Source organism: Caballeronia zhejiangensis (assembly GCF_022879815.1).
GTDB lineage: Bacteria > Pseudomonadota > Gammaproteobacteria > Burkholderiales > Burkholderiaceae > Caballeronia > Caballeronia zhejiangensis.
Genome location: NZ_CP084285.1, coordinates 410,058 through 435,029, shown reverse-complemented (window position 1 = coordinate 435,029; position 24,972 = coordinate 410,058). Strand labels below are relative to the sequence as shown.

The following is a 24,972-nucleotide window of genomic DNA, read 5'->3' as shown; positions in this document are numbered from 1 at the left end:
AGGAAAACGACATGCACCGCATCGGCTATTTATTGAGCGACGGCTTCCAGATCATGGCGCTCGCCTCGCAGACGGTTTTCGAAATGGCGAACGACGTATCGGGCGAGGCGTTCTACGGCATCGAAAATTATTCGACGGCGGGCGGCGAAGTGCGCTCGTCGCTCGGCATGAAGATCGACACGCGAGCGATCACCGCGCGCACGCAGATGGACACCTGGATCGCCGTCGGCGTCACCACGCCGCTCACGATCGCGCCGCCCGCCGACGTGTTCGCGTTCCTGCGCCGCGCGGCGAAGCGCACGCGGCGTATCGCGGGCATCTGCACGGGCGCATTCGTGCTGGCCGGAGCGGGCCTGCTCGCGAATCGCCGCGCGACCACGCATTGGGCCTACGCGCGCGACATGCAGCGGCTTTATCCCGATGTGCAAGTGGAAGAAGACCGCATCTTCATTGTCGATGGCCCGGTCTGGACGTCGGCGGGCATGACCGCGGGGCTCGATCTCGCGCTCGCGATGGTCGAGAAGGATCTCGGCGCCGATATCGCCCGTTCGATCGCGCACAAGCTCGTCATGCATCAGCGTCGCGCGGGCGGGCAGTCGCAGCATTCGGAAATGCTCGATCTCGCGCCGAAGTCCGATCGCATCCAGAATGCGCTGAACTATGCGCGCAAGAATCTGAACCGGCCGCTGACGGTCCAGGAGCTCGCGGGCGAGGCGCATCTGAGCCCGCGTCAGTTCAGCCGCGTCTTCACGCTGGAGACGGGGCAGTCGCCGGCGAAAGCCATCGAAGGATTGCGGCTCGAAGCGGCGCGTCTGATGATCGAGAAAAGCCGGCATTCGCTCGAAACGATCGCGCAGGAAACGGGCTTCAGGGACCGCCGTCACATGCGCGAAGCATTCATGCGCGGCTTCGGCGTGCCGCCGCAGGAAGTGCGGCGCGAGGCGCGCACTCAAACGTAACGACTACATCGAGGACAAACAGTGCTGAAGATCAATCCCGCCCGCCTGCTCGACGACCTCCGTCATCTGCGCACGTTCGGCGCAACCGGTCCGGGCGTCGTGCGCCTCTCGCTGTCATCGGTCGATATGGACGCGCGCCGCTGGCTCGCGGGCCGCATGAACGAAGCGGGACTCGCCGCGACGATCGACGGCGTCGGCACCGTGTTCGGCCGCTCGCGCAACGCGGGCCCGGCGCTTTTGATCGGCTCGCACACCGACACGCAACCGACCGGCGGCTGGCTCGACGGCGCGCTCGGCGTCATTTACGGCCTCGAAATCGCGCGGGCGCTCGCCGAATGCGAAACGACGCGTCATTTCGCGGTGGACGTCGCATCGTGGATCGACGAGGAAGGCACGTTCTCGGGCTTTCTCGGCAGCCGCAGTTTCGTCGGCGAAGCCGTCGATGAAGCCCTGCGCCACGCGCGCAATCGCGAGGGCGTCCTGCTCGGCGATGCGCTCGCGCAAGCCGGACTCATCGGCGCGGCGCGCGTGCGTATCGACAGGGCGCGGCACAAGGCGTATCTGGAACCGCACATCGAGCAGGGCGGACGGCTGGAGGCGCACGGCAAGTCGATCGGCGTGGTGACGACGATCGTCGGCATACGCGAGCTGAAGCTGCGCTTGACCGGGCAGCGCAATCACGCGGGCACGACGCCGATGTCGATCCGGCGCGATGCGGGCGCGGCGCTCGTTGCGTTCATCGCGCGCATGGACGAAGCGTTTCGCGCGATCGCCGATGCCGATACCGTCTGGACCGTCGGGCGCATCGAGCTCGATCCGGGTTCGTTCAGCGTGGTGCCGGGCGCGGCGGACATGTATCTGCAATTCCGCGACGCCAGCGCGGAGCGTTTGCGCGCGATGGAAGCCGCGCTCGCCGCGCTGATCCGCGACTTCAATGCAGAAGGGAAAATCGGTGTCGCGATGACGGACAGCGAGCCGCCCGAAGCGCCCGTCGTGATGGACGCCGCCTTGCAGGCGCATATCGCGGAGGCCGCCGAAGCGCTCGCGCCGGGTCAGTGGGAACGCATGCCGAGCGGCGCGTCGCACGATGCGCAGGTGATCGCGCATCATGTGCCGGCGTGCATGCTGTTCGTGCCGAGCATCGGCGGAGTGAGTCACGATTTCATCGAGGACACGGCGGAGTCGCACATCGTGCTCGGCTGCGAAGTGGCGGCGCGGGCAGCGGCGAATATCCTCGCGAGCTTGTCGGCTTAACGCTCGGTGATCTCCGCGATGTATCGCCCGGCGTCGCGCCAGAGGCCGAATCCCGACGCCGGATTCATGTGCCCGACGCGGCCGAGATCGGCGAGCCGCGCGCCCCAGTCGTGCGCCATGCCGGCGACGCGTTCGAAGCGCGCGAGCGGATCGTCATGGCTCGCCGCGACGACGCACGGAAACGGCAGGCGTTCGCGCGGCGTGGGCAGCCATCCGTGCAGCTCGAGTTCATCGGCTGACGGATAGCCTTCCGGCAGCGGCGAATCGAAATCGGGCGGCGTGACGAAGAGCGCGCCCTGAATCTCGCGACGATGCCGCTGCGCCCAGTGCACGGAAATCATCACGCCGGCGCTGTGCGCGACGAGCACGACCGGTCCGTCGATCTGCGCGAGCGCCGCGTCGAGCGCGGCGACCCGCGCGCTCCGATCGAGCTTGTCGCGTTGCAGCGGCGGCACGGTACGCACGTTGTCATGCGCGTTGGCGTAATGCGTCTGCCAGTGGTCCTCGACGTGATCGCGCAGGCCGGGGACCATGAGTATCGTCGGTGCGTTCATGCGTCGATCCATCAGAAGGGCACGTCACCGATGATCCCCGCGCGCTCCATCTTGCGATGACACGGCGGATAGTCCATCACCGCGTAATGCTGCGTGCTGCGGTTGTCCCAGATGGCGATGCTGTTCTTCTTCCAGCGCCAGCGCACCTGATATTCCGGGATATACGCCTGGCTCAGCAGATACGCGAGCAACTGCCCCGCGCCGGGATTCGCGTCCTGCCCGAAGCGCACGCGCTCCGGCGTGTGATAGTTGGTGAAGTGCGTCGCGAAGGCGTTGACGAACAGCACCTTCTCGCCCGTTTCCGGATGCGTGCGCACGACGGGATGCTCGGCATCGGGAAACTGCGCCTTCAGCGCGAGGCGTTTCTCGATAGGCATCGCCGCACCGAAACTCGCCTCGATGCTGTGCCGCGCGCGCAAATCCGCGATCTGTTCCTTGACGTGCGCGGGCAGCTTCTCATACGCGAGCACCATGTTCGCCCACATCGTGTCGCCGCCGACGGGCGGCGTTTCCACGCAGCGCAGCACGCAGCCGAAGGGCGGCGCGACGCGCCAGGTCGCGTCCGTGTGCCACGCGTTTTCGTAGCGGTCGTTCGGCTGATCGGGCGACTTGTAGATACGCACGAGCCCCGGATGGTCCGGATCGCTTCCCGCGACCGGATGATCCTCCAGTTCGCCGAAGCGCCGCGCGAACGCGACGTGCTCCGCGCGCGTGATTTCCTGATCGCGCAGAAAAAGCACGCGATGCGCGAGCAACGCGGCGCGGATTTCGGCGAAGAGGGCGTCGTCGTGAATGGCGTCGGCGAGATTGACGTCGGTGAGTTCCGCGCCGATCGCGCAAGTAAGTTGTTCGATACGCATGAATGTCTCCTCAGACGACGAACACGGACGAACCCGTGGTCTTGCGCGCTTCGAGATCGCGATGAGCGTCCGCCGCGTCGCGCAGTGCATAGCGCTGGTTGATCTCGATGCGAATGCGCCCGCTCGCGACGTGATCGAAGAGTTCGGCGGCGAGCGCATTCTTCTCGGCCGGATCGGCGATGTAATCCGCGAGCGCCGGGCGCGTCAGATAGAGCGAGCCTTTCATCGCGAGCAATTGCGGATCGAACGGCGGAATCGGACCCGATGCGGTGCCGACGCACACCATCAGACCGCGGCGCGCGAGCGAATCGAGCGATGCGTTGAAAGTGGTCTTGCCGACGCTGTCGAATACCGCGTTCACGCCCTTGCCATCGGTCAGTTCGCGCACGCGCGCGGCCACGTCCTCGCGGCTGTAGTCGATCGTGTGCGCCACGCCATGCTCGCGCGCCACGCGCGCTTTCTCTTTGCTCGATACCGTGCCGATCACCGTCACGCCGAGCAGCTTCGCCCATTGCGACACGATCAGCCCGACGCCGCCCGCCGCCGCGTGCAAGAGCAGCGTGTCGCCACGCTCGAAGCGGCGGATGCGCGTCATCAGATAGGCGGCGGTGAGGCCGCGCATCGTCATGGCGGCGGCGCGCGTGCAGTCGATCGCATCGGGCAGATTGACGAGCGGCGCGGCGGAAATGATGCGCTCCGTGCTGTACGCGCCGAGCGTGTTGATGAAACCAGTGTAGGTCACGCGATCGCCTTCCTTCAGATGCGTGACGTTCGCGCCGACCTTCTCGACGACGCCCGCCGCTTCGACGCCCATGCCCGAAGGCAGCGGCACCGGATAGAGGCCCGAGCGGAAATACGTGTCCGCGAAATTGAGCCCGACGGCCTCGTGACGCAGACGGACCTCCAACGGGCCGGGTTCGCCCACGGCGACTTCTTCCCAGCGCAACACTTCCGGACCGCCGGTTTCGTGAAAGCGGATTGCATGTGCCATTGTTTCGTCTCCTTGAGTCTCTGTTTCCTGTATGGCGTTCAGCGCGCGAGCGCGTTCCAGTCGGCGTCGCGCAGATAGCGGCGCGCGGCCGGCAGCACGACGCCTTCGATGCGTCCCATGCGTTCGCACGCGAAGCGCGCGCTCGCAAGCAATGTGTCGTCGATGACCTCGCCATTCGCGATCGATGCCGCGACGCGCGCGAGCAGCGCCGCTTCGCGTTCGGCGAGGCGCGCGAGTTCGTCGAGTTCGGCATCGAGCGTCGATGTGCGCTCGCGCAATGCCGTGGTCAGCGCGGTTTCTTCGTGATGTGTTTCGCGAAGACGCTCGATCGTCCGCGCATCGGGTCGCGAAGTGCGCAGCGCATCGTCGTAAGCGTCCGAGCGCATCCGATGCACGGCGAGCAGCGCGCCCGCCGCCTTCGTGACCATCGGGCGCGCGTCGCTCGGCGCGATCAGCACGGCCACGCCCGGCAAGGGCGGCACCGCGCTGCCTTGCGCGATGCACACGAGGTCGTAATCGTTCGCCGCCGCCGAATCGATGCCCTGCACGCCGAGCACCGTCGCCGGCACGCCGTGCGCGCGAGCGGCGGCTTCGGCGCGGGCGAGGGCGGCCGCGATCCGGCGATGCTGCGCCGCATCGTCGCTCGCGCCCGCATGCAGGCTGACGAACGTGATGCGCGCGCCGAGCGAGCGCGCGAGCTCGGCCGCATGGCCAGTCGCCTCGACGCTGGCGTCGTTGCGCTCGACGGGCACGAGCAGATGTCGGTACATGGTGATCCTTCGGTTTCAATTGCACGGTTGATCGAATCGTAGTGCGGGCGGCGGCCGAGCGCCCCTCTCGCGGCGGGAGGGGCTTGACGCACGCGCGCGATCCGAACCATCCTAGATGGAAGACAAAAAATTACCGATGCCCACCGACTCCCCATCCACCGAGCTCGTGCTGAAGACGATGGCGCCGCGCGCGCCGTCCGGGCTGCTCGCGCGCGCCCGTTTGAACGCCGACACCGCACGCAGCCAGATCGTGCTCGTGCAGGCCGGCGCGGGTTACGGCAAGACGTCGCTGCTCGCGCAATGGCGGCGCGAGTTTCTGGCGCACGGCGCGGCGGTCGCGTGGCTGCTCGCCGACGATCGCGACGACGCGGAGCGCTTCCTGCGCGCGCTCGTCCACGCGATCCGGACATGCTGCGCGCGGCCCTCGTTCGGGCGTCTCATCGCGGAAAATCCGGGCGTGCCCGCCGGCGCGTTCGATCTCGCCACCGCGTGGCTGGCGGAGCTTGCGCAGCTATCGCTCGATGTCGTGCTGATCGTCGACGAAGCCGATCGTCTGCCGGAACCCGGCGCGCAACTGCTCGATTACGTGATGCACAACGCGCCGCAGAATCTGCGCATCGTCGCGGCGGGCCGGCAGGGGCTCGACAAGCCCGCGGCGGAACTGCTCGCCTACGGACAGGCCGAACTCGTCGCGCCGGACGCGCTGCGTTTTCGCGTCGATGAAACCATCGCGCTCGTCACGCAGCGTTTCGGCGCGCGCGTCGACGCCGATGCCGCCGCGCGCCTCTTCGAAATCACCGGCGGCTGGCCGCTCGGCCTGCAACTCGCGCTCACCGCGATGGCGCGCGCGCAGGACCCGCGCACGGCGCTCGACAATCTCGCGGCGGGCCCGCGCGGCTTGCGCGAACCGCTCGTCGCGGCGCTGTTGAGCGAGCTGTCATCCGCCGATGAACGCCTGCTCGTCGACATCAGCGTCGTGGACGTGCTGCACCCCGACTTGTGCGAAGCCCTGACCGGCGACGCCGACGCGCCGCAACGCCTCGCACGTCTCACGCGCGATACGCCCGTCTTCGTGACGGCGGAGGAGAGCGACTGGTGCCGCCTGCATCCGCTCGTGCGCGACGTGCTGCAGACGCGCTTTGCCGCGCTCGCGGACGATGCGCGCGCGGAACTGCATCGGCGCGCGGCGCGCTGGCTCGGCGCGCGCGGCATGCTCGAACAGGCGGCGCGCCACGCGCATGCGGCGGGCGAGCGCGAACATGCGTACGAACTCGCGGAGCAGTCGCTGCACGACGCCGTGAAGCAAGGCCAGCTCGGCACCGTGCTCGAGTGGCTGGAACGTCTGCCGGAAGCGGAACTGGAAAAGCGTCCGCGCCTGTGTCTGGCGGTCGCGTGGGCGCTCGCGCTGGGCGAACGTCATCACGAGGCGCAGCGTCAGGTCGAGCGCGTGCTTGCATCGCCGGGTGCGGACGACGCCTTGCGTTACGAATGCGCGTTGATCCTGAGCGCGGCCGCGTGGTACGCCGACGATCCCGACCGCTTCCTGACGCTTTTCGAGCCGTGGGCGCAGACGCCGCCGCCCAAGGACTCGTGGCTCGCGCAGTCGCATGCGAACCGCCTCGCCGCCCGCGCGATGCTGCTCGGCGAGCCGGCGCAGGCGCGGCGTCTGCAACAGGCGGTGACGCGCGCGCAGATCGGCAAGGGGCTCGGCTATGTCGTGCGCTGGGGCGATCACATGGTCGGCCTGACGTGGCTTCAGGAAGGACAGGTGAAGCTCGCCGAAAGCGTCCTGCTGCCCGCGCTCGCGAGCGCCGAAGAAGACCTCGGGCGGCGTCATCCGCTGACGTGCATGTTCGCGGCGACGTGCGCGTCGATCGCGTATGAGGACGATCGCATCGACGAGGCCGCCGCGCTGCTCGCCAACCGTCTCGACGTGCTCGAACGCGCGGCGTTGCCGGAGACCGTCGTGCTCGCGTATCGCACGGCGGCGCGCATCGCGGCGTTGCGCGGCGACGAGCATCGCGCGCTCGATCTGCTCGAAATGCTTTACGCGATGGGCGTCGCGCGCAATCTGCCGCGTCTTTGCGTGACGAGCCTCGCGGAGCAGGTGAGCGCGCATGCGGGACGCTATCGCGCGCAGACCTGCGATGCGCTCGTCGAGCGTATCGACGCGATCGTCGATGAACACATCGCCACGCGCGGGCCGATCTGGAGCCGCTCCGTGCAGATGCTGCAGACGATGGCGCACGGCGGCGCGGCGCTCGCGCGTCAGGACTGGCCGGCTGCGGTCGAACCGCTCGCGCGCGCGGAACAGATCGCCGCGACGATGAAGCGCGGACGCGAGCGCATCGAGCTGATGGCGTTGCGCGCGTTCGCCCAGGAACGCGCGACGGGCGACGGCCACGCGCCGTTTCTCGAAGCGCTGAACCTCGCGCGCACGTATCATCTCGGGCGCGTGTTGATCGACGCGCATCCCGGTCTCGCCGACTGGGCGCGGCGCGTGAGCGAAGCGGGCGGCGTGGATGCCGGCGAGCGCCCGGTCGTGCCGCCGCATGTCGTGCGCGTGCCGCCGCGTTCGGGCGAAGGCGGGCCGCGCGCGTTGCCGAGCGTGATCCTCACGCCGAAGGAGCGCGAGATTCTCGAACTGCTCGCGCGCACCTTGAGCAACAAGGAAATCGCGCTCGCGGCGGCGGTCGGCGAGGGCACCGTCAAGTGGCATCTGAAGAATCTCTTCGGCAAGCTCGACGCCAGTTCGCGCAAGCACGCGGTGCGCCGCGCCATCGCGCTCGGCCTGCTCGAAGGCGTGCAATAGCGCCTTTTTCAAGCGTTTTCAGCAGGGTTTTCCCGCCTCTCTCGCAATCCCTACCCCTCTCTCCGTGAGAGGGGTTCGGCACTTGGCCGATGCGTATTCTTGCCTCCTGACGCCGCGACCCTATCGGTGCGCGGCGCATCCAGAACAAGATCAGGAGACTCGATGAAGCTCAGATTCGCCACTGCCGCAGGGCTCGTGCTGGCCGCCGGCGGCGCGCATGCGCAATCCACCGTGACGCTCTATGGCGTGCTCGACGCCGGCCTCATGTATCAGAGCGCGTCGGCGGCGAGCTTCGCGCGCAACGCGCGGGACACGGGGAAGGTGTATCGCTTCAAGGACGGCGGCATCTATTCGAGCGTCTGGGGCCTGAAGGCCAGCGAAGATCTCGGCGGCGGCTACTTCATCAACGTGAAGCTGCAAGGCTCGTTCGATTCGGGCACCGGCAAGACCGGCCTCTCCGATACGCCCGGCGCCACCGCGATGTTCAATCAATACGCGACGATCGGCGTGTCCGGCCCGTTCGGCACCTTCAACGCGGGCCGCCAGATCGTGCCGATGATCTGGGCGATGTACGACACCGACGTGCGCCGCGCGCAGTATTTCGGCAGCGTGCTGACCGCATGGCTCGGCATGAACACGGCGGCCGGCTGGCCCGGCACGAGCACCAACGGCTCGATCGGCGCGCTCTACGACAGCAACGCGCTCGTGTATCAGTCGCCGACGTATGCGGGTTTGTCGGCATCGCTCGAATACGCGCCCGGCGGCGTGGCGGGACAGTTTCAGGGCGGCACGCGCGAATCGGCGGTGCTGAAGTACTCGAACTTCGGCTTGACGCTGACGGCTGTCTACTACAACGGCCACGACGCGAATCCCGCGCCCGGCTCCGTGCCCACCGGACTCAACAACAATCGCATGATGTATTTCGGCGGCCTGTACACGACGCACGGCTTCTCGATCTCGATGTCCTACGCGAACGGCAAGAACCCCGCCGATTCGGATCGCGCGAACTTCGACATGTACTCGGGCGGTCTTGGCTATCGCTTCGCGCCCAATCTCAACGTGACGACCGGCGTCTACTACATCAAGGACACGAACCAGTCGTCGAATCACTCGCTGGAATTCGCGATCGGCGCGGAATACAACCTGTCGAAGCGCACGCTCGCGTATGCCGAAGTCGGCCACGTCGACAACAACGGCACAATGAACCAGATGATCGCCTACGGCCAGCCGACCGCGCCGGGCAAGTCGACGACCGCGGCCATGCTCGGCCTGCGCCACAACTTCTGAATATTTGGAGACAAGGATGCAAGACACGTATTTCGACCCGCACGCCGCGCCCGACGCGTATTCGTACCCGTTGCTCATCAAGCAGTTGCTGCACACGCCGCTCGCGAATTCGCCGGATCAGGAGATCGTCTATCGCGGCGCGGTGCGGCAGTCGTATCGCACGATGACGGAGCGCGTCGCGCGCCTCGCGAATGCCCTCGACGCGCTCGGCGCGAAGCATGGCAGCACCGTCGCGATGATGGACTGGGACAGCCATCGCTATCTCGAATGCTATTTCGCCGTGCCGATGATGGGCGCGGTCCTGCAATCGGTGAACGTGCGGCTTTCGCAGGACGAGATTCTGTACACGCTCAATCATGCGGGCGCGGACATGCTGATCGTGCATACCGATTTCCTGCCGGTGATCGACGCGATCAGAACGCGCCTCGAAACCGTGCGTACTTTCATCTGGATCGATGAGCAAGGCGTCGCGGTTCCGGAGCACGGCATCGGGTTCGCGCGTGAATACGAAGCGATGCTCGCCGCCGCCGATCCCGTGCGCGAGTTTCCCGATTTCGACGAGAACACGCGCGCCACGACGTTCTACACGACCGGCACGACCGGCAAGCCCAAGGGCGTGTACTTTTCGCATCGCCAGCTCGTGCTGCATACGATTGCCGGAATGGCCGCGCTCGCGAGCCCGGCGAGCGGCCAGCGCTTTCATCGCGGCGATGTCTACATGCCGCTCACGCCGATGTTCCATGTGCACGCGTGGGGCATGCCCTACATCGCGACGATGCTCGGCGTGAAACAGGTGTACCCCGGCCGCTATGTGCCGCAGAACATCATGCGTCTGATCGAGGAAGAAGGCGTGACGTTCTCGCATTGCGTCGGCACGATCCTGCATATGCTTCTGACATGCCCGGATGCCGACGCCGTCGATTTGCGCCGATGGAAGGTCGTGATCGGCGGCGGCGCGCTGACCGAAGGACTCGCGCGCGCGGCGCTCGGACGCGGCATCGACGTGTTCTCGGGATACGGCATGTCGGAGAGCGGTCCGCTGCTGAGTCTCGCGCAATTGCCCCCGCACGCGGACACGCTCCACGCCGACGAGCAAGTGCGCCTGCGTTGCACGACGGGCCGCGCGATTCCGCTCGTCGACTTGCGCATCGTCGACGACGAACTGCGCGAAGCGCCGCGCGATGGCCGCACGTGCGGCGAGATCGTCGCGCGCGCGCCGTGGCTCACGCAAGGCTATCTGAAGAATCGCGAGGCATCCGCGACGTTGTGGGAAGGCGGCGCGCTGCATACGCAGGACATCGGCAACGTCGATGCCGACGGCTATCTGCGCATCACCGATCGCGCGAAGGACGTCATCAAGTCGGGCGGGGAATGGGTGTCGTCGCTCGAAGTCGAAAGCCTGATCTCGCAGTTGCCGGGCGTGGCCGAGGTCGCGGTGATCGGCGTGCCCGATGCGAAGTGGGGCGAACGCCCGCTCGCGCTCGTCGTGCAGAAGCCGGATTGCGCGGCGCCGATCACGGAGGAAATGATCACGCGATATCTGCGCGGCATCGCCGAAACCGGACGCATCTCGCGCTATGCGGTGCCGCGCGACGTGCGCTTCATCGACGCGATCAGCAAGACGAGCGTCGGCAAGATCGACAAGAAGACGCTCCGGGCGCGCTTCGCCGACATTCAGGCGGCGGGCGTCTGACAGGCGAGCCAGGCGTCGACGGCGCTGCCTATCGTCGGATGAAAGCACGCATCGGGAAAGATCGGCGTCAGTTCGAAGCGCCTGAGCTTGTCGCGAACCGGGTCTTTCATCTCGGCGAAATGCAGCGCGATGCCGCGTTCCTGCAACGCGCGATGCAGTTCGCGCAGCATGTCGGCGGACGTGACATCGACGCTCGTGACCGGCTCGGCCGTCACGACGACGCGTTTGACTTGCGTCGGCGCCTGCTTCACCGCTTCGAGCACGCGCTGCTGGAACAGCTCGGCGTTCGCGAAGAAAAGCGGCGCGTCCCAGCGGAACAGCAGCAGGCCCGGAACCTGTTCCGCTTGCGGGTATCGCATCGTGTCGTGATAACCGCGCAGTCCTTCCACGCGCCCGAGCACGGCGTAATGCGGCCGCCATCCATCCCATAGGAATTCTATGACCGCGATCACCACGGCGATGCAGATGCCGGGAATCGCACCGAACACCGCCACGCCGGCGAAGCAGCAGATCGACAGCCAGAACTCCCATTGCTGAATGCGATAGATGCGCTTCAGATCCCTGAACTCGAATAGTCCGATGGCCGCGGCAATCACGACGGCCGCGAGCGCGCTGCTCGGCAGATGACGCAGCAGATTCGGCCCGGCGAGCAGCACGGCCGCCACCGCCACCGCGCCGACGATGCCCGTCATCTGCGTGCGCGCGCCCGCCGCTTCCGCGACAGGCGTGCGCGACGAACTGCTGCTGACCGGGAAGCCCTGAAACAGACCGGTCGCGAGATTGGCGACGCCGAGCGCGATCATCTCCTGATTCGGATCGACGCGCGTATTGGCGCGCGCCGCGAAGGTGCGCGACAGCACGCTGGTATCGGCGAAAGCGATGAGCGCGACCGCGCAGCCGCCGAGCACGATGCGCACGAAATCGGCATCGCTCAGCCACGGCAGCGAGAACGCGGGCAGTCCTTGCGGGATGGTCCCGAGCACTTTCACGCCGCGCTGGTCGAGATGGAACACGCTCACGCATAGCGTCGCGAGCACGACGGCGATGAGAATGCCCGGCACCTTGTCGAAGCGCTTGAGCAGGAGAATGAGCGCGAGGCTCGCCGCGCCGACGGCGAAGCTGTACCAGTTCGACTGGCCAGCGGCGATGCCTTTGGCGAGAGTCGCGAGATCGCGCAACGGCCCGTGATCTTCGATGGATATCGCAAAGAGCTTCGGCAACTGGCTGATCAGCACGGTCAGCGCGATGCCGTTCATATAGCCGTAGCGAATCGGCTTCGAGAGCAACTCGGTGACGAAGCCGAGCTTGAGCAAGCCGAAAACGACGCACACCAAACCGGAGACGATCGCCATCATGCCCGCGACGGCGATCGCGCGCGACGGATCGCCGGATGCGCTCAGCACGACGACCGCGAGCACGGGCGCGGCGAGCGCGGAATCGGGGCCGAGCACGAGAATGCGGCTCGGGCCGAAGATCGCGTAGGCGAGTAGCGGGACGATCGTCGCATAGAGGCCGCACACGCCCGGCACGCCCGACGCCTGCGCATATGCGACGCCGACGGGCACGAGCATCGTCGTCAGCACGAGTCCGGCGATGATGTCGTTCTTCAGCCACCCCACGCGATAGTCGCGCAGCAACGCGATCAACGGCACATGACGCGACCAGCCTTGCACGCCGCCGCCGCTCGAGCCTTCTTGTAACGTTTGTTCGGATGGCATGACCGATTCCACGCAACGTGTGCACTGATTCCGTTGTAGCCGGAATCCGAATGGGGTCAAGCGGATGAAACGATCCGACAGAAATATTGAAACGCTTAACACCCGCCGATGCGACGCGCGCCCGAGCCGTCCACTTGTAATCCGCGACGCCTCACATATCCTTGCTCAGTGTGACGAAGCGAAGCGGGAGACGACCATGAGCGATGTTCCTGCAGTCGCGCACGATCACGCGGGCTATCGCACGCGGACCGGCTCGCGCTTCCCGCTCGGCGCGACGGTCATGCCGGGCGGCGTCAACTTCTGCGCGTTCTGCCGCCGCGCGACGCGCGTCGAACTATTGCTGTACGCATCGGAAGAGAGCGTCGAACCGTTTCAGGTCATCGCGCTCACGAGCGAAACGAACCGCACGTATTTCTTCTGGCATGTGTTCGTCGAAGATCTGCCGCTGCGTTGCTGCTATACGTGGCGCGCATACGGCCCGCTCGACGTGCCCCAGATGAGCGACGAAGCCGCGAGCCGGAAGGAACTGCTCGATCCGCAAGCGCGCGGCGTGAGCGACCGCTTCTACGATCGCGCGCAGGCCGCCGCTGTGCACGCCGCCGAACACGCGTCGCTCAGAGGCATCGTGACGGAGCCGTTGAATCGGCCCGTCGACGACGTGGACATCCGCACGCTCGACGACGCGATCATCTACGAACTGCATGTCGGCGGCTTCACGCGGCATGCGTCGAGCGGCGTGCGTCATCCGGGCACGTTCGCAGGTCTCATCGAAAAGATTCCCTATCTGAAGGCGCTCGGCGTCACGCATGTCGAACTGCTTCCCGTGATGGCCTTCGACGAACAGGACCTTCCCGCCTTCGCCGCCGAGCGCGGACTTCGCAACTATTGGGGCTACAGCACATATGGCTTCTATAGCCCGCATCCGCGCTATTGCGTCGAGCCCGCGCGGGCGCCGCAGGAATTCCGCGAACTCGTCGACGCATTGCACGCGGCTGACATTCGCGTGCTGCTCGATGTCGTGTTCAATCACACGTCGGAGGCGGGCAACAACGGCCCGCTGATCCACTTCAAGGTCTTCGCCAACGACGCCTTCTATCAGTCCGACCCGAACGATTCGCGGCGATACCTCGATTACACGGGCTGCGGCAATACGGTCAATTGCAATCATCCGCTGGTGTCGGCGTTCATCATGCGTTGCCTCGAATACTGGGTGCGCGAACTCGGCGTCGACGGCTTCCGCTTCGATCTCGCGAGCGTCTTTGCTCGCGGCGAGCACGGCGAATTGCTGCGCACGCCGCCGTTACCCTGGGCGATGGAAGCATCGCCGATCCTCGCGCGCGTGCCGTTGATCGCCGAAGCCTGGGATGCGGGCGGCCTTTATCACGTCGGCACGTTCCCCGGCATGGACTGGTCCGAGTGGAACGGGCGTTATCGCGACGCGATCCGGCGCTTCGTGCGCGGCGAGCCGGGCGTCGTCGGCGAAGTGTGCACGCGCATCGCGGGCAGCGCGGACCTCTACGAGGACGATGGCCGGCTGCCCGCGAACAGCATCAACTTCGTGACGTGCCATGACGGCTTTACGCTCGCCGATCTCGTCAGCTACGACGCGAAGCACAACGAGGCGAACGGCGAGGACAACCGAGACGGCAGCAACGACAATCTGTCGTGGAATTGCGGCGCGGAAGGCGAGACGGACGATCCCGCGATCATCCAACTGCGGCTTCGGCAGGCGCGCAACTTCATCGCGATCCTGCTGCTGAGCCAAGGTGTGCCGATGCTTCTCGCCGGCGACGAGCTCCTGCGCAGCCAGCGCGGCAACAACAACGCGTTCTGTCAGGACAACGCGCTTTCGTGGATGGACTGGCAACTTTCCGACGACGCGCGCGACATGTTGCGTTTCACGCGCGAGATGATCGCGCTGCGCAAGCGTCACGCGAGCCTGCGCCGCCGACGCTTTCTGACGGGACGTCCGGCGAACGGACAGACGCATCCCGATGTCGCATGGCACGGCGAACGTCTCGATGCGCCCGCGTGGCACGACCCCGGCGCGCGCTTCGTGGCGTTCACGCTCGCGGGCCACGCGCCGGGCGAGCCGATGCTGCACATCGTCCTCAACATGAACGACGATGCGCGCGAGGCCGCGCTGCCGGCGGTGGACAATTCGAGCTGGCTGCGCGTCGTCGATACATCTGCCGAATCGCCGAACGACATTGTTCCGAATGTCGAAACGGCGCTCGTCGAGCGCGGTGCGTGCCGCGTCGAGGCGCGCAGCGTCGTCGTGCTTCAGTCCCGTTGAATGCGCACGGCGGTGCTGGACTGTGCGACGCAAAGCGCCTTTAATGTTCGTGTACTGCCGAGTTGCTTTGTCCACCCACAGGAGGCGGCATGGATGCAGTCAGAACCTTCCTCGAGAATCAGTCGTTGTTCGCGCTTTTTCTGACGATCGCGCTGGGCTATCTGATCGGTGAAATCAACATCAAAGGCGTGGCCCTCGGCTCCGGCGCGGTGCTGTTCGTCGGGCTCGCGATCGGCGCGTTCGCGCCGAAGTCCGCACCGCCGCCGTTGCTCGGCACGCTGGGGCTGCTGCTGTTTTTATACGGCATCGGCATTCAGTACGGCGCGCAGTTCTTTCGCGGACTAACGAGCCGCGAGGGCATGAAGGCGAACATCGCCGCGTGCGTCGGCGTGATCGTCGCGGGCCTCGTGGCGTGCGGCTTCATCCACTTCGGCATCAAGCTCGCCGATGCGCTCGGCATGTTCGCCGGCAGCGGAACCAGCACGGCGAGCCTGCAGGTCGCGATCGCATCGATGAAAAGCAACGATGCGGCCGTCGCGTACAGCATTTCCTATCCGTTCGGCGTCGCCGGGCCGATCCTGCTCATCTATCTGCTCAACGTTGCGCTGAAGGTAAAGATTCAGAAGCCGCCCGCGAAGATACTCGAAACGGCCGAAATCGCGCTGCGAAACGCGGGCCTCGTCGGCCTCAGGTTGTCGGAGCTGTCGAGCCGGCTGCCCTCGGGCGTGGCGATCGCGGCGGTGCGGCGCGCGCATCACAATCAGTTGCCCGCCGCCGACCTCACGCTGCGCGCTGACGACGTGCTGCTCGCCACGAGCACCGATCGCCGTCTGCTCGAAGAAGCCGCCGCGCTCTGCGGCGAAATGCAGCCGGGCCGCATGACGAGCCATCGCGAGGACCTCGACTACATGCGCGTGTTCGCGTCGAATCCGGCGGTCGTCGGCATGGCGCTCGGCGACATCCGCTTTCCCGATGGCGTGAACTGCGCCATTGCGCACGTGCGGCGCGGCGACGCGGACATGCTCTCGACGCCCGATCTCATCCTCGAAGCGGGCGATCGCGTCGGGCTGCTCGTCAATCGCGCGCATCAGGCGACCATGCGGACGTTCTTCGGCGATTCGATCAAGGGCACGGCGGACCTGAGCTTCATCTGCCTCGGCATCGGCGCGGCGCTGGGCTTGCTGGCCGGCGCGATTCCGCTGCCGATTCCCGGCCTCGGCGCGTTCAGTCTGGGTCTCGCCGCGCTGCTCCTGGTCGCGCTGTGTCTCGGCAAGGCGCGCCGCAACGGGCCGTTCGTCTGGGTGATGCCGCTGTCCGCGAATCTCGTCTTGCGCAATCTCGGCCTCACGATTTTTCTCGCGCAAGTGGGCATTTCGTGCGGGCCGAAGTTCGTCGACACCGTTGGCACCGCCGGGCCGATTCTGCTCGTCTTCAGCATCATCACGGTATTCGTGCTCGTGGCGGTCACGGCGATATGCTGCCTGTGGATTTTCAGGCTGCCGTTCGACACGTCGATCGGCGTGATCTGCGGCGCGACCGGCAATCCGGCGATCCTCGCGTTCGCGAACCGCGTCGCGCCGACGGATCAGCCGGACATCATGTACGCGATGATTTTTCCGTCGATGACCATCGTCAAGGTGTTATTCGTGCAGATCGCCATATCGCTGGCCGCGGGTTAGGCTCTTGACCGGCCCGTCAATACAATTTTCAAGGAGTGCATCATGGAAGTGGCGATCTATAGTTCGACCCCTTACGAGCGTCAGTACATCGACCAGGCGAACAAGAAGGAAAACCACAAGCTCCGGTACCACGACATGTCGCTCGACATGGACACCGTCGAGCTCGCGGCGGGCTACGGCGCGGTCTGCATCTTCGTCAACGATACGGCGAATGCCGAAGTGCTCGAAGCGCTGCACAAAGGCGGCACGCGTCTCGTGGCGCTGCGCTGCACCGGCTTCAACAACGTCGATCTCGCGGCCGCCGCGAAGCTCGGCATCAAGGTGGTTCGCGTCGTCAACTATTCGCCGAACTCGGTCGCGGAGCACGCGGTCGCGCTCTTGCTCGCGATCAATCGCAAAGTGCATCGCGCATACAACCGCACGCGCGATTCGAACTTCTCGCTCGACGGCCTCATCGGTTTCGATCTGTACGGCAAAACCGTCGCGGTCGTGGGAACGGGCAAGATCGGCTGCGTGTTCGCGAAGATCATGCAGGGCTTCGGCTGCAACGTGATCGGCTACGATCCGTATCCGTCGAAACAGTTCGAGGCGCTCGGGTTGCGTTACGCGACGTCCGGCGAGATCGGCGAGAAGGCGGACATCGTCGCGCTCTTTTGCCCGCTGACGCCAGAGACGCATCACATCATCAACGCGGAATCGCTCAAGCGTTCGAAGCACGGCGCGTTGCTCGTCAATACGAGCCGCGGCGGACTGATCGACACCGAAGCGGTGATCGAAGCGCTGAAGACGGGACAACTGGGCGGCCTCGCAATCGACGTCTACGAACAGGAAGCCGATCTCTTCTTCCGCGATCTCTCGAGCGAAATCATCACCGACGACGTTTTCCAGCGGCTCGTGTCGTTTCCGAATGTGATCGTGACGGGGCATCAGGCTTATCTGACGCGCGAAGCGTTGACAACGATCTGCGAAACCACGCTGCAGAGCATCACGGCTTTCGAGAACAATCAACCCCTGGAAAACGAGGTGAAGGTCGGATAGCCGCGCGCTCATGCACGAGGAGACTTCGCCGGGCAAACGCACGCGAGCGCCGGTGCTCGACACCGTCGATCGCGTGTCGGAGCTGTGCTTCGGCCTCTTCATGGCGCTGACGTTTGTCGGCACGGTATCGGCGGCGACGGGCGGCGAGGCGGCGGGACACAAGATGCTCTACACGGCGCTCGGCTGCAATCTCGCGTGGGGTCTCGCCGATGCCGTCATGTATCTCGTTCGCACGATCGCGGACCGCGCGCGCAGGCACGCGCTCGCGCTTGCGATCCAGCGCGAGCGCGATGCGGCGGCGGGCGTGCGCATGTTGCGCGAGAGAGTATCCGCGACGCTCGATCCGTTCATCTCCGACGACGATCTCGAATCCATCCGCAAGCGCATCGCCGCGAGCGACAGCCTGCCGGAACGCGCGCGCTTCGTGCGCGACGATTTTCTCGCGGCGCTGGGCATCTTCATCATCATCGTACTGTCGACCTTTCCGGTCGCCGCGCCTTTTGTTCTCGTCAAGCACGTTCCGACCGCGCTCTTCATATCGCGCGTGCTCACGCTCGCGATGCTGTTTTGCTGCGGCTTCGCGCTGGGCGGTTATGCGGGTTGGCGCGGCTGGAAGGCCGGTCTCGCGATGATGGCGCTCGGCGTGCTTCTGACGATGGCGATCATCGCTTTAGGCGGGTAATTAAAAGCCCGAGTCGTTCGACAAATCAGCGAACAAACACCTATGCGGCGATTCTTGAATTCGCCAGGACGTTCGCATATCTTCGAATATGCATGTTTTTCGCGGCGCTGCGTCCGGCGCGCATCAAGCTACAAACGGCAACACGAGAATACAAATTTGCTGTTCTGGTCAGAGGTTCTTCACGCGTTCGCTTCCTGAATCCGGTGTGGTCTGTATTGCAGACTATCGCGTGCAATCCGGCGCAAGCGGCGCGATGACTTTCATTGTCAATAACGACGGCGTCGTGTATCAAAAGAATCTTGAATCGCCAACTCTGGAAATCAGGCAAGGAGTCGCCATGAATGCAACGAGATTGCGTGCCGGCTGCGCCATCGTGATCGCCGTGATGGCGCTCGACGCCATTGCGCAGAGCAAGCCGATCGCTTATCCGGCCAAGGGACAGAGCGCGCAGAAGCAGCAAAGCGACGACGGCGCGTGCTACAGCTGGGCGAAGAGCAACACGGGCATCGACCCGGCGACGGCATCGGCGGCGCCGCCACCGCAAGGCGGACCGGCTGTGGGCGGCGGCGAGCGCGTCGGCGGCGCGGCGCGGCGCGGCGGGCGGCGCGGTGATCGGTGCGATCGCGGGCGATGCGGGCAAGGGCGCGGCCATCGGCGCGGCGACGGGCACGATGGCCGGCGGCATGCGCGCACGGCAGAACAAGCGGGCGCAGGAATCCAACGCGCAGGCGCAGAGCCAGGGCGCGATGCAGACGTACTATCGCGCGTGGTCGGCGTGCATGCAGGGACGCGGTTACACGATCCAGTAACGTCATCGCGGTATCGATAGAACAAAAGGAGCGCGAACATGAAACGCGTCAGCCTCGTTGTCTTGTCATGCCTTGCGCTATCCGCAAGCGCCTTTGCAGCCGATCCCACCGCCGATCCTCAGGCCGACGTCAGCGTCGTGCGAAACCCGGACGGCGCGACGGTGCAGGGCGTCGCGAAGGTGACGGCGACGATCGTCGGCATCGATCCGGCGACGCGCACCGTCACGCTGAAAACGAACGCCGGCAAGGTGATGGAACTGGAAGTCACGAACGAAGCGCGCAACTTCGATCAGCTCGCAGTCGGCGATGTCGTCACCGCGCAGTACCGCGAGTCGTTGACGCTGAGCCTGCTCGACAAGAAGACGCAGCCGTCGCGTTCCGAGAGCGACTCGGCCGAGCGCGCGGCGCCGGGCGCGAAGCCGGGCGGCGAGGTCGGGCGCGAAGTGACGATCATCGCCGATGTGATCGCCGTCGATCGTCATGCGAAAACCGTGACGCTGCGCGGGCCGCGCGGCGAGACGGTCGATCTGCACGTTCAGGATCCCGAGCGCCTGAAGCGCGTCAAGAAGGGCGATCAGGTGAAGGCCGTTTATACGGAAGCGTTCGCCATATCCGTGGAACCCGCCATGACAAAATAAGGCGCCACGAACCGTGGCGGACGCGGGAGAGACCCATGAAAAAACGCTTTGCATTCGCGCTGACGCACGGCGCGTGCGCCGTCGCGCTCGCGCTCGCCGGTTGCGCGCAGCCGGAACAGCGCGTGCAGCCCGGCATGGATCAGCAGGCGATCGTCGCCAGGCTCGGGCCGCCGAAGGAAACCTACGACCTGCCGAACGGCGGCAAGCGTCTGATGTGGCCCACGCAGCCGATGGGATCGACGACCACGGCCGTCGATCTCGATGCGTCGGGCAATACGGTCAGTGTTCGGCAAGTGCTTCAGGAAAACGAGTTCTACCGCGCCGAGGTCAACAAGTGGACGCGCAACGACGTGATGATCGCGTTCGGACGCCCGTTCGAGACGGCCTATTTCAAGCGGATGGATCGCGAGGTGTGGACGTATCGATACCTGGAGAACAACATCGACCACATGCTGTTCCATTTCTATTTCGACGCTCAGGGCGTGCTCCGGCAGACGCAGAAGCAGCCCGATCCGAAATACGATCCGAGCCAGCGCAACGTGCTTTGAACGGCGCGCGCTAGAAGCTGACGGCGAGGCCGAACGACACGCCGTGCACGTTGTGGCCGAATACGTAGCGCACCATCGCGCGCGTGCGCGTGATGACGACAGGATATTTGCTGCTGTCCAGTTCGAGCCCGACGCCGAGCGATGTCAGATCGTTGAAGCCGAGCACGCCCGCGCTGTCGCCGAAGTAATGCGAGTACGCGGTTTCGAGCACGTAGCGCACCGGCCTGTCGAGCGCGGCGAAGCCTGTGGGCGCACGCCAGCGCGCCCACAGGCTGAACTGCTGCGCGGTCGCGGAGCCTTGCACCGCTTCCGAGGAACTGCCGAAGCTGCGTAGATAAATATCGGTTGCGCGCAGTTCGACATCGACCTCGTAGTGCTCGCGATAATGCTCGAGATCGAGCATCAGCGAGCCGCCGACGCCGTACGCATTGAGCGCGCCGTCCTCGAGGAACTGCAGATTGGTGTTGGCGACGTGATTGAACACCGTCTGCGCGATGCGCGCATCGCTCGCGACGCGGCCGATCATGCCGTTGATGATCGGGCGAAATTTCAGCTCGCTCGTGATCGGGAAGTCCCAGCCGACGCCAACCGTCGTGCTGAACGTGTTCCATTTCGCAGGCACCGCGCGCTGCTGGTCGCCGTCGGTCGCGATGAAGGTCGGATCGTAGCGGCTGTACGCGAGCGTGCCTTCGAGGTAGAGCGGAAACGAATTGCTGAGGGTAAAGCCGCCGCCGAGTTGCGTCTGACCGAAGCCCGGATTGCCGGTCGTGCCGCTATTGATCGACAGTGAACTTGTCGTGACATCCGGCACCGCGGTGTACGACATGATCGCGAGCACGGAATTCGCATACTGCTTGACGTTTGCGCCGACGACCGCGCGGTCCGGCGCGCCCTGCGCCAGCGCGGCGCAGGGCGCGGCAGCGAGGACGAAGAGCATCACGAAATTTCGCAACCTGGTCGGGAAAGGGGTTGGCTTTCGCATCTGCGGGGCGCGTCAGAACGTTAATTGGTTTAGTTGGTCATGCGTTGCATTTGCTGCTCCGCCATACGCGGGAAATGTAGCCTAACGATCGCGGCGCGCCAAGGTCATTGCACACGAGTGTGTTCACAGGACGACGGAAGTTTTCCTAAACTGAAGCTATCTCGCGCACCGCTTCCGGGAGACATCGATGAGACTGAACGAGCCGCGCATGGTGGTTGCCTCGATTGGCGTGTTCATCTGGCTCGCCGGGCTGTATTTCACGATCCACGGCCTTCTGTACGACATGAAACTCGAATTCCGTTACGGCATGTGGGCGCTCGGCATCGGGATCGTGACTTTCGTCGTCGCGCTGAATCCGCTCGCGCAGCGCAAATCGGCCAAGCGAGATGGGTCGACCTGAGCCGTCCGTTGGTGTATTAGTCGAAGAAACGTCGCACAACTCAACGGAGAATCTTGCAATGGGCGATCTCTGGATAGGCAACGTGGAAGAGTCCACGACCGACGACGAAATCAGGGAATTTCTCTGCCGCTACGGCTTTCCACCCTACGATTCGATTCAGCGCGTGACGGGCACCGGCGAGCATCCGGCCGCGGTCGTCACCTTCGATTCGATCGAGCCGCACGTGCTGCGCACCTTTCAGCCGCGCATCCACAACATGTTCTGGAAGAACCGCACGCTCGTGGTGCAGGTCGTGCCCGAGCGCAACGAAACCTGACGGCGTCATGACGGGTCCGCGACCATGTGCCGCGCGCATCGTCGCGACGGCGGACTCGGTTCGTCCGCGCGGATGGCATCCAAAAATATCGGGAGACAGCAATGAACGAAGAGAGGGCTGTCGGCGAATCGAGAGGCGTGCGTGAAGGCGCGGGCGTGCATGAGCGCCTGAACAGGAAACAGTACGAAAAAGAGCTTGCGCGCCTGCATGTGGAACTCGTGAAGCTGCAGGAATGGGCCGTCTACACGGGCGCGAAAGTCTGCGTCGTGTTCGAGGGACGCGACGGCGCGGGCAAGGGCGGCACGATCAAGGCGATTACCGAGCGGGTGAGCCCGCGCATCTTCCGCGTGGTTGCGCTGCCCGCGCCCACCGAGCGCGAAAAGACGCAGATGTACGTGCAGCGCTATCTGCCGCATCTGCCCGCCGCGGGCGAGATCACGCTTTTCGACCGAAGCTGGTACAACCGCGCGGGCGTCGAACGCGTGATGGGCTTCTGTACCGAGGACCAGGCGAAAACCTTTCTGAAAGGCGTGCCGCTCGTGGAGCGCGCGATCATCGATTCGGGCGTGATTCTGCTCAAGTACTGGCTCGAGGTCGGTCAGGAAGAGCAGACGCGGCGTCTCGAGGAACGCATCCACGACGAACGCAAGATCTGGAAGCTCTCGCCGATGGACCTGCGTTCCTACAGCCGCTGGTACGACTACTCGCGCGCTCGCGACGACATGTTCGAGGCCACCGACACGGAACAGGCGCCGTGGTACGTCGTGCGTTCCGACGACAAGCGCCGCGCGCGCCTGAATCTCATCAGCCATCTGCTCGCGAATATCCCGTACAAGGCCGTGCCGCGCGAAAAGGTGAAGTTGCCGAAGCGCCAGAAGGCGGAGGGTTATCGCGAAAGCGATCGGCCGCTGCGCTACGTGCCCGAGCGTTTTTAGCGCGACTTCGGAACGCGGGATCGTCATGCCGCATCGCGCGTCCATCGCGCCCGAATGGCTGTTTCGTTACGAGAAGCCGTGGGCGCGCGCCGATATCGTCGCGGGCCTGACGGCGGGGGCGGTCGTCATACCGAAGGCGCTCGCGTACGCGACCATCGCGGGCCTGCCGGTTCAGGTCGGCCTCTACACGGCCTGCGTGCCGATGATCGTGTACGCGTTCGTCGGCACGTCGCGCGCGCTGTCCGTCAGCACGACGACCACGCTCGCGATTCTCGCGGCGAACGCGCTCGGCGCGACCGTCGCGAATGGCGATCCGCACGCGCTCGCCGTCGCCAACGCGACGCTGACGATGCTCGTCGGCATCATGCTCGTCGCGGGGGCGTGCCTGCGTCTCGGGTTCGTCGCGAACTTCATTTCCGAGCCGGTGCTCGTCGGTTTCAAGGCGGGCGTGGCGATCGTCATCGTCGTGGATCAGTTGCCGAAGCTCTTCGGCATTCACTATCCGAAGGGATCGTTCTTTCACAACGTCGGCGCGTTCGTCGCGGGCTTGCCGCATCTGTCGGCGAGCACGCTCGCGCTCGCGTTGGCGACGCTCGCCGCGCTCATCGCGCTCGAACGCTTCGCACCGCGCGCGCCCGCGCCGTTGTTCGTCGTCGCGGCGGCGATCGTCGCGGTGGCCGCGTTCGGTCTGCGCGCGCACGGCGTCGAAACGGTCGGCGCGGTGCCGGCGGGATTGCCGTCGTGGACACGGCCGGATCTGTCGCTTGCATTGAAGCTGTGGCCGGACGCGCTCGGCATCGCGTTGATGAGCTTCACCGAAAGCATCGCGGCGGCGCGGGCGTTCGCACGCAACGACGAACCCGCGCCCGATGCGAACCGCGAACTGCTCGCGACCGGCCTCGCGAACGCGGCCGGCGCGCTTTTCGGCGCGATGGTCTCAGGCGGCGGAACGAGCCAGACGGCCGTCAACCGGCAGGCGGGCGCGCGCACGCAACTCGCGGGACTCGTGACGGCGGCGCTCGCGCTCGCCGTCATGCTGCTGTTCGCGCCGCTCATGGCGCTGATGCCGCACGCGACGCTCGCGGCCGTCGTCGTGTTCTATTCGATCGGGCTTTTCAGCCCCGCCGAATTCCGCGCGATCCTGAAGATTCGCCGCACCGAATTCGTGTGGGCGCTCACGGCATGCGCGGGCGTCGTGTTGTTCGGAACGCTGGAAGGCATCGTGGTGGCGATCGTCGTGTCGCTCTTCGCGCTCGCGCATCAGGTGTCCAATCCGCCTGTGTACGCATTGAAGCGGATACCGGGAACCAACGTGTTCCGGCGCGCTTCGTCGCGGCATCCGGACGACGAAGCGTTTCCCGGCTTATTGCTGCTGCGTCCCGAAGGGCGGATATTCTTCGCGAATGCGCAACGTGTCGCCGAAAAGATCCGCCCGCTCGTGCGCGATTCCGACGCGAAGATCGTCGTGCTGGATCTGAGCCGCGTCTTCGATGTCGAATACACCGCGCTCAAGATGATGATCGAAGCCGAAGCGCGCCTCGCCGCGAACGGCACCACGCTCTGGCTCGCGGGCCTGAATCCGGGCGTGCTCGCGGCGGTGCGGCGCTCGCCGCTCGGCGCGCTGCTCGGCGAAGCGCGCATGTTCTACAACCTCGAACATGTCGTCGCGAAGTATCAGGAGATTGTTTCGCGCAATGGCGATGAAGTCGCGCGTCGTTGAGTCGCGAATTTTTGCCACCTGCTTGTCGCAC

General features: G+C 65.5%; 21 protein-coding genes and 2 pseudogenes. 17 read left to right on the top strand and 6 right to left on the bottom strand.

What is annotated here, in order from left to right; translation table 11 throughout:
- The first annotated feature begins 11 nt into the window (after positions 1 to 11).
- Complete coding sequence (locus LDZ23_RS23055; RefSeq protein ID WP_244808227.1) at positions 12 to 959, top strand: GlxA family transcriptional regulator; 948 nt, start codon at positions 12 to 14, stop codon at positions 957 to 959.
- A 21-nt stretch (positions 960 to 980) separates the two neighbouring features.
- A complete protein-coding gene (locus LDZ23_RS23050) occupies positions 981 to 2,213 on the top strand; it encodes a Zn-dependent hydrolase (RefSeq protein WP_008348532.1) in 1,233 nt (410 codons plus the stop codon).
- Here the strand turns inward: LDZ23_RS23050 and LDZ23_RS23045 are convergent.
- From LDZ23_RS23045 to LDZ23_RS23030, 4 genes are read right to left on the bottom strand one after another with little or no spacing between them, the layout of a single operon-like run.
- On the bottom strand, positions 2,210 to 2,767 hold the full coding sequence (locus LDZ23_RS23045; RefSeq protein WP_008348530.1) for an RBBP9/YdeN family alpha/beta hydrolase: 558 nt from the start codon (positions 2,765 to 2,767) through the stop codon (positions 2,210 to 2,212). The two genes, LDZ23_RS23050 and LDZ23_RS23045, sit on opposite strands and share 4 nt — an antisense overlap.
- 11 nt (positions 2,768 to 2,778) lie before the next feature.
- Positions 2,779 to 3,627, bottom strand: coding sequence for a TauD/TfdA dioxygenase family protein (locus LDZ23_RS23040; protein WP_008348529.1), 849 nt, complete (start codon positions 3,625 to 3,627; stop codon positions 2,779 to 2,781).
- 10 nt (positions 3,628 to 3,637) lie between these two features.
- The gene (locus LDZ23_RS23035; RefSeq protein WP_034472575.1) at positions 3,638 to 4,618 is read right to left on the bottom strand and encodes a quinone oxidoreductase family protein; all 981 of its coding nucleotides are present in this window, start codon (positions 4,616 to 4,618) and stop codon (positions 3,638 to 3,640) included.
- 38 nt (positions 4,619 to 4,656) lie between these two features.
- Positions 4,657 to 5,388: a universal stress protein gene (locus tag LDZ23_RS23030; protein WP_008348524.1), complete on the bottom strand. Its 732-nt coding sequence runs from the start codon at positions 5,386 to 5,388 to the stop codon at positions 4,657 to 4,659.
- A gap of 136 nt (positions 5,389 to 5,524) precedes the next feature.
- Here LDZ23_RS23030 and LDZ23_RS23025 point away from each other — a divergent pair, with 136 nt between their 5' ends.
- From LDZ23_RS23025 to LDZ23_RS23015, 3 genes are all read left to right on the top strand, one after another.
- Positions 5,525 to 8,200, top strand: a complete 2,676-nt coding sequence (locus LDZ23_RS23025; protein WP_008348523.1) for a winged helix-turn-helix domain-containing protein — start codon at positions 5,525 to 5,527, stop codon at positions 8,198 to 8,200.
- 162 nt (positions 8,201 to 8,362) lie between these two features.
- Positions 8,363 to 9,487, top strand: a complete 1,125-nt coding sequence (locus tag LDZ23_RS23020) for a porin (RefSeq protein WP_244808226.1) — start codon at positions 8,363 to 8,365, stop codon at positions 9,485 to 9,487.
- Positions 9,488 to 9,503: 16 nt separating this feature from the next.
- The gene (locus LDZ23_RS23015) at positions 9,504 to 11,180 is read left to right on the top strand and encodes a fatty acid--CoA ligase (protein ID WP_008348519.1); all 1,677 of its coding nucleotides are present in this window, start codon (positions 9,504 to 9,506) and stop codon (positions 11,178 to 11,180) included.
- Here the strand turns inward: LDZ23_RS23015 and LDZ23_RS23010 are convergent.
- Positions 11,162 to 12,898, bottom strand: coding sequence for a SulP family inorganic anion transporter (locus tag LDZ23_RS23010; RefSeq protein ID WP_033536293.1), 1,737 nt, complete (start codon positions 12,896 to 12,898; stop codon positions 11,162 to 11,164). The two genes, LDZ23_RS23015 and LDZ23_RS23010, sit on opposite strands and share 19 nt — an antisense overlap.
- Positions 12,899 to 13,094: 196 nt before the next feature.
- Here LDZ23_RS23010 and glgX point away from each other — a divergent pair, with 196 nt between their 5' ends.
- The 8 genes and pseudogenes from glgX to LDZ23_RS22970 all read left to right on the top strand — a co-directional run bounded on the left by glgX (position 13,095) and on the right by LDZ23_RS22970 (position 20,588).
- Positions 13,095 to 15,194, top strand: a complete 2,100-nt coding sequence (glgX, locus tag LDZ23_RS23005; protein ID WP_008348515.1) for a glycogen debranching protein GlgX — start codon at positions 13,095 to 13,097, stop codon at positions 15,192 to 15,194.
- A gap of 89 nt (positions 15,195 to 15,283) precedes the next feature.
- On the top strand, positions 15,284 to 16,873 hold the full coding sequence (locus LDZ23_RS23000; protein WP_008348513.1) for an aspartate-alanine antiporter-like transporter: 1,590 nt from the start codon (positions 15,284 to 15,286) through the stop codon (positions 16,871 to 16,873).
- 42 nt (positions 16,874 to 16,915) lie between these two features.
- On the top strand, positions 16,916 to 17,911 hold the full coding sequence (locus LDZ23_RS22995; RefSeq protein WP_008348512.1) for a 2-hydroxyacid dehydrogenase: 996 nt from the start codon (positions 16,916 to 16,918) through the stop codon (positions 17,909 to 17,911).
- A gap of 10 nt (positions 17,912 to 17,921) precedes the next feature.
- Complete coding sequence (locus LDZ23_RS22990; protein ID WP_008348510.1) at positions 17,922 to 18,593, top strand: VIT1/CCC1 transporter family protein; 672 nt, start codon at positions 17,922 to 17,924, stop codon at positions 18,591 to 18,593.
- 88 nt (positions 18,594 to 18,681) lie between these two features.
- A pseudogene (locus tag LDZ23_RS35015) lies at positions 18,682 to 18,909 on the top strand (DUF2950 family protein); the annotation flags it as partial.
- Positions 18,910 to 18,978: 69 nt separating this feature from the next.
- Positions 18,979 to 19,402 (top strand): annotated as a pseudogene (locus LDZ23_RS22980) (glycine zipper family protein).
- A gap of 38 nt (positions 19,403 to 19,440) precedes the next feature.
- Complete coding sequence (locus tag LDZ23_RS22975; RefSeq protein ID WP_008348505.1) at positions 19,441 to 20,040, top strand: hypothetical protein; 600 nt, start codon at positions 19,441 to 19,443, stop codon at positions 20,038 to 20,040.
- 35 nt (positions 20,041 to 20,075) lie between these two features.
- Entirely contained in the window at positions 20,076 to 20,588 is a 513-nt protein-coding gene (locus LDZ23_RS22970) for a hypothetical protein (RefSeq protein WP_008348503.1), read from the top strand.
- A 10-nt stretch (positions 20,589 to 20,598) separates the two neighbouring features.
- Here the strand turns inward: LDZ23_RS22970 and LDZ23_RS22965 are convergent, their stop codons facing one another.
- Positions 20,599 to 21,525 carry a hypothetical protein gene (locus tag LDZ23_RS22965; RefSeq protein WP_008348502.1) on the bottom strand — a complete coding sequence of 309 codons (927 nt, stop codon included), beginning with the start codon at positions 21,523 to 21,525 and terminating at the stop codon, positions 20,599 to 20,601.
- 232 nt (positions 21,526 to 21,757) lie between these two features.
- Between LDZ23_RS22965 and LDZ23_RS22960 the strand changes: the two genes are divergently transcribed.
- From LDZ23_RS22960 to LDZ23_RS22945, 4 genes are all read left to right on the top strand, one after another.
- Positions 21,758 to 21,970, top strand: coding sequence for a DUF2964 family protein (locus tag LDZ23_RS22960; RefSeq protein ID WP_033536232.1), 213 nt, complete (start codon positions 21,758 to 21,760; stop codon positions 21,968 to 21,970).
- 58 nt (positions 21,971 to 22,028) lie between these two features.
- The gene (locus LDZ23_RS22955; protein WP_008348497.1) at positions 22,029 to 22,286 is read left to right on the top strand and encodes an RNA recognition motif domain-containing protein; all 258 of its coding nucleotides are present in this window, start codon (positions 22,029 to 22,031) and stop codon (positions 22,284 to 22,286) included.
- Between the two features lie 101 nt (positions 22,287 to 22,387).
- Entirely contained in the window at positions 22,388 to 23,221 is an 834-nt protein-coding gene (gene ppk2, locus LDZ23_RS22950; protein ID WP_008348496.1) for a polyphosphate kinase 2, read from the top strand.
- Positions 23,222 to 23,246: 25 nt separating this feature from the next.
- Positions 23,247 to 24,941 carry a SulP family inorganic anion transporter gene (locus LDZ23_RS22945; protein ID WP_008348493.1) on the top strand — a complete coding sequence of 565 codons (1,695 nt, stop codon included), beginning with the start codon at positions 23,247 to 23,249 and terminating at the stop codon, positions 24,939 to 24,941.
- Positions 24,942 to 24,972 lie beyond the last annotated feature (31 nt).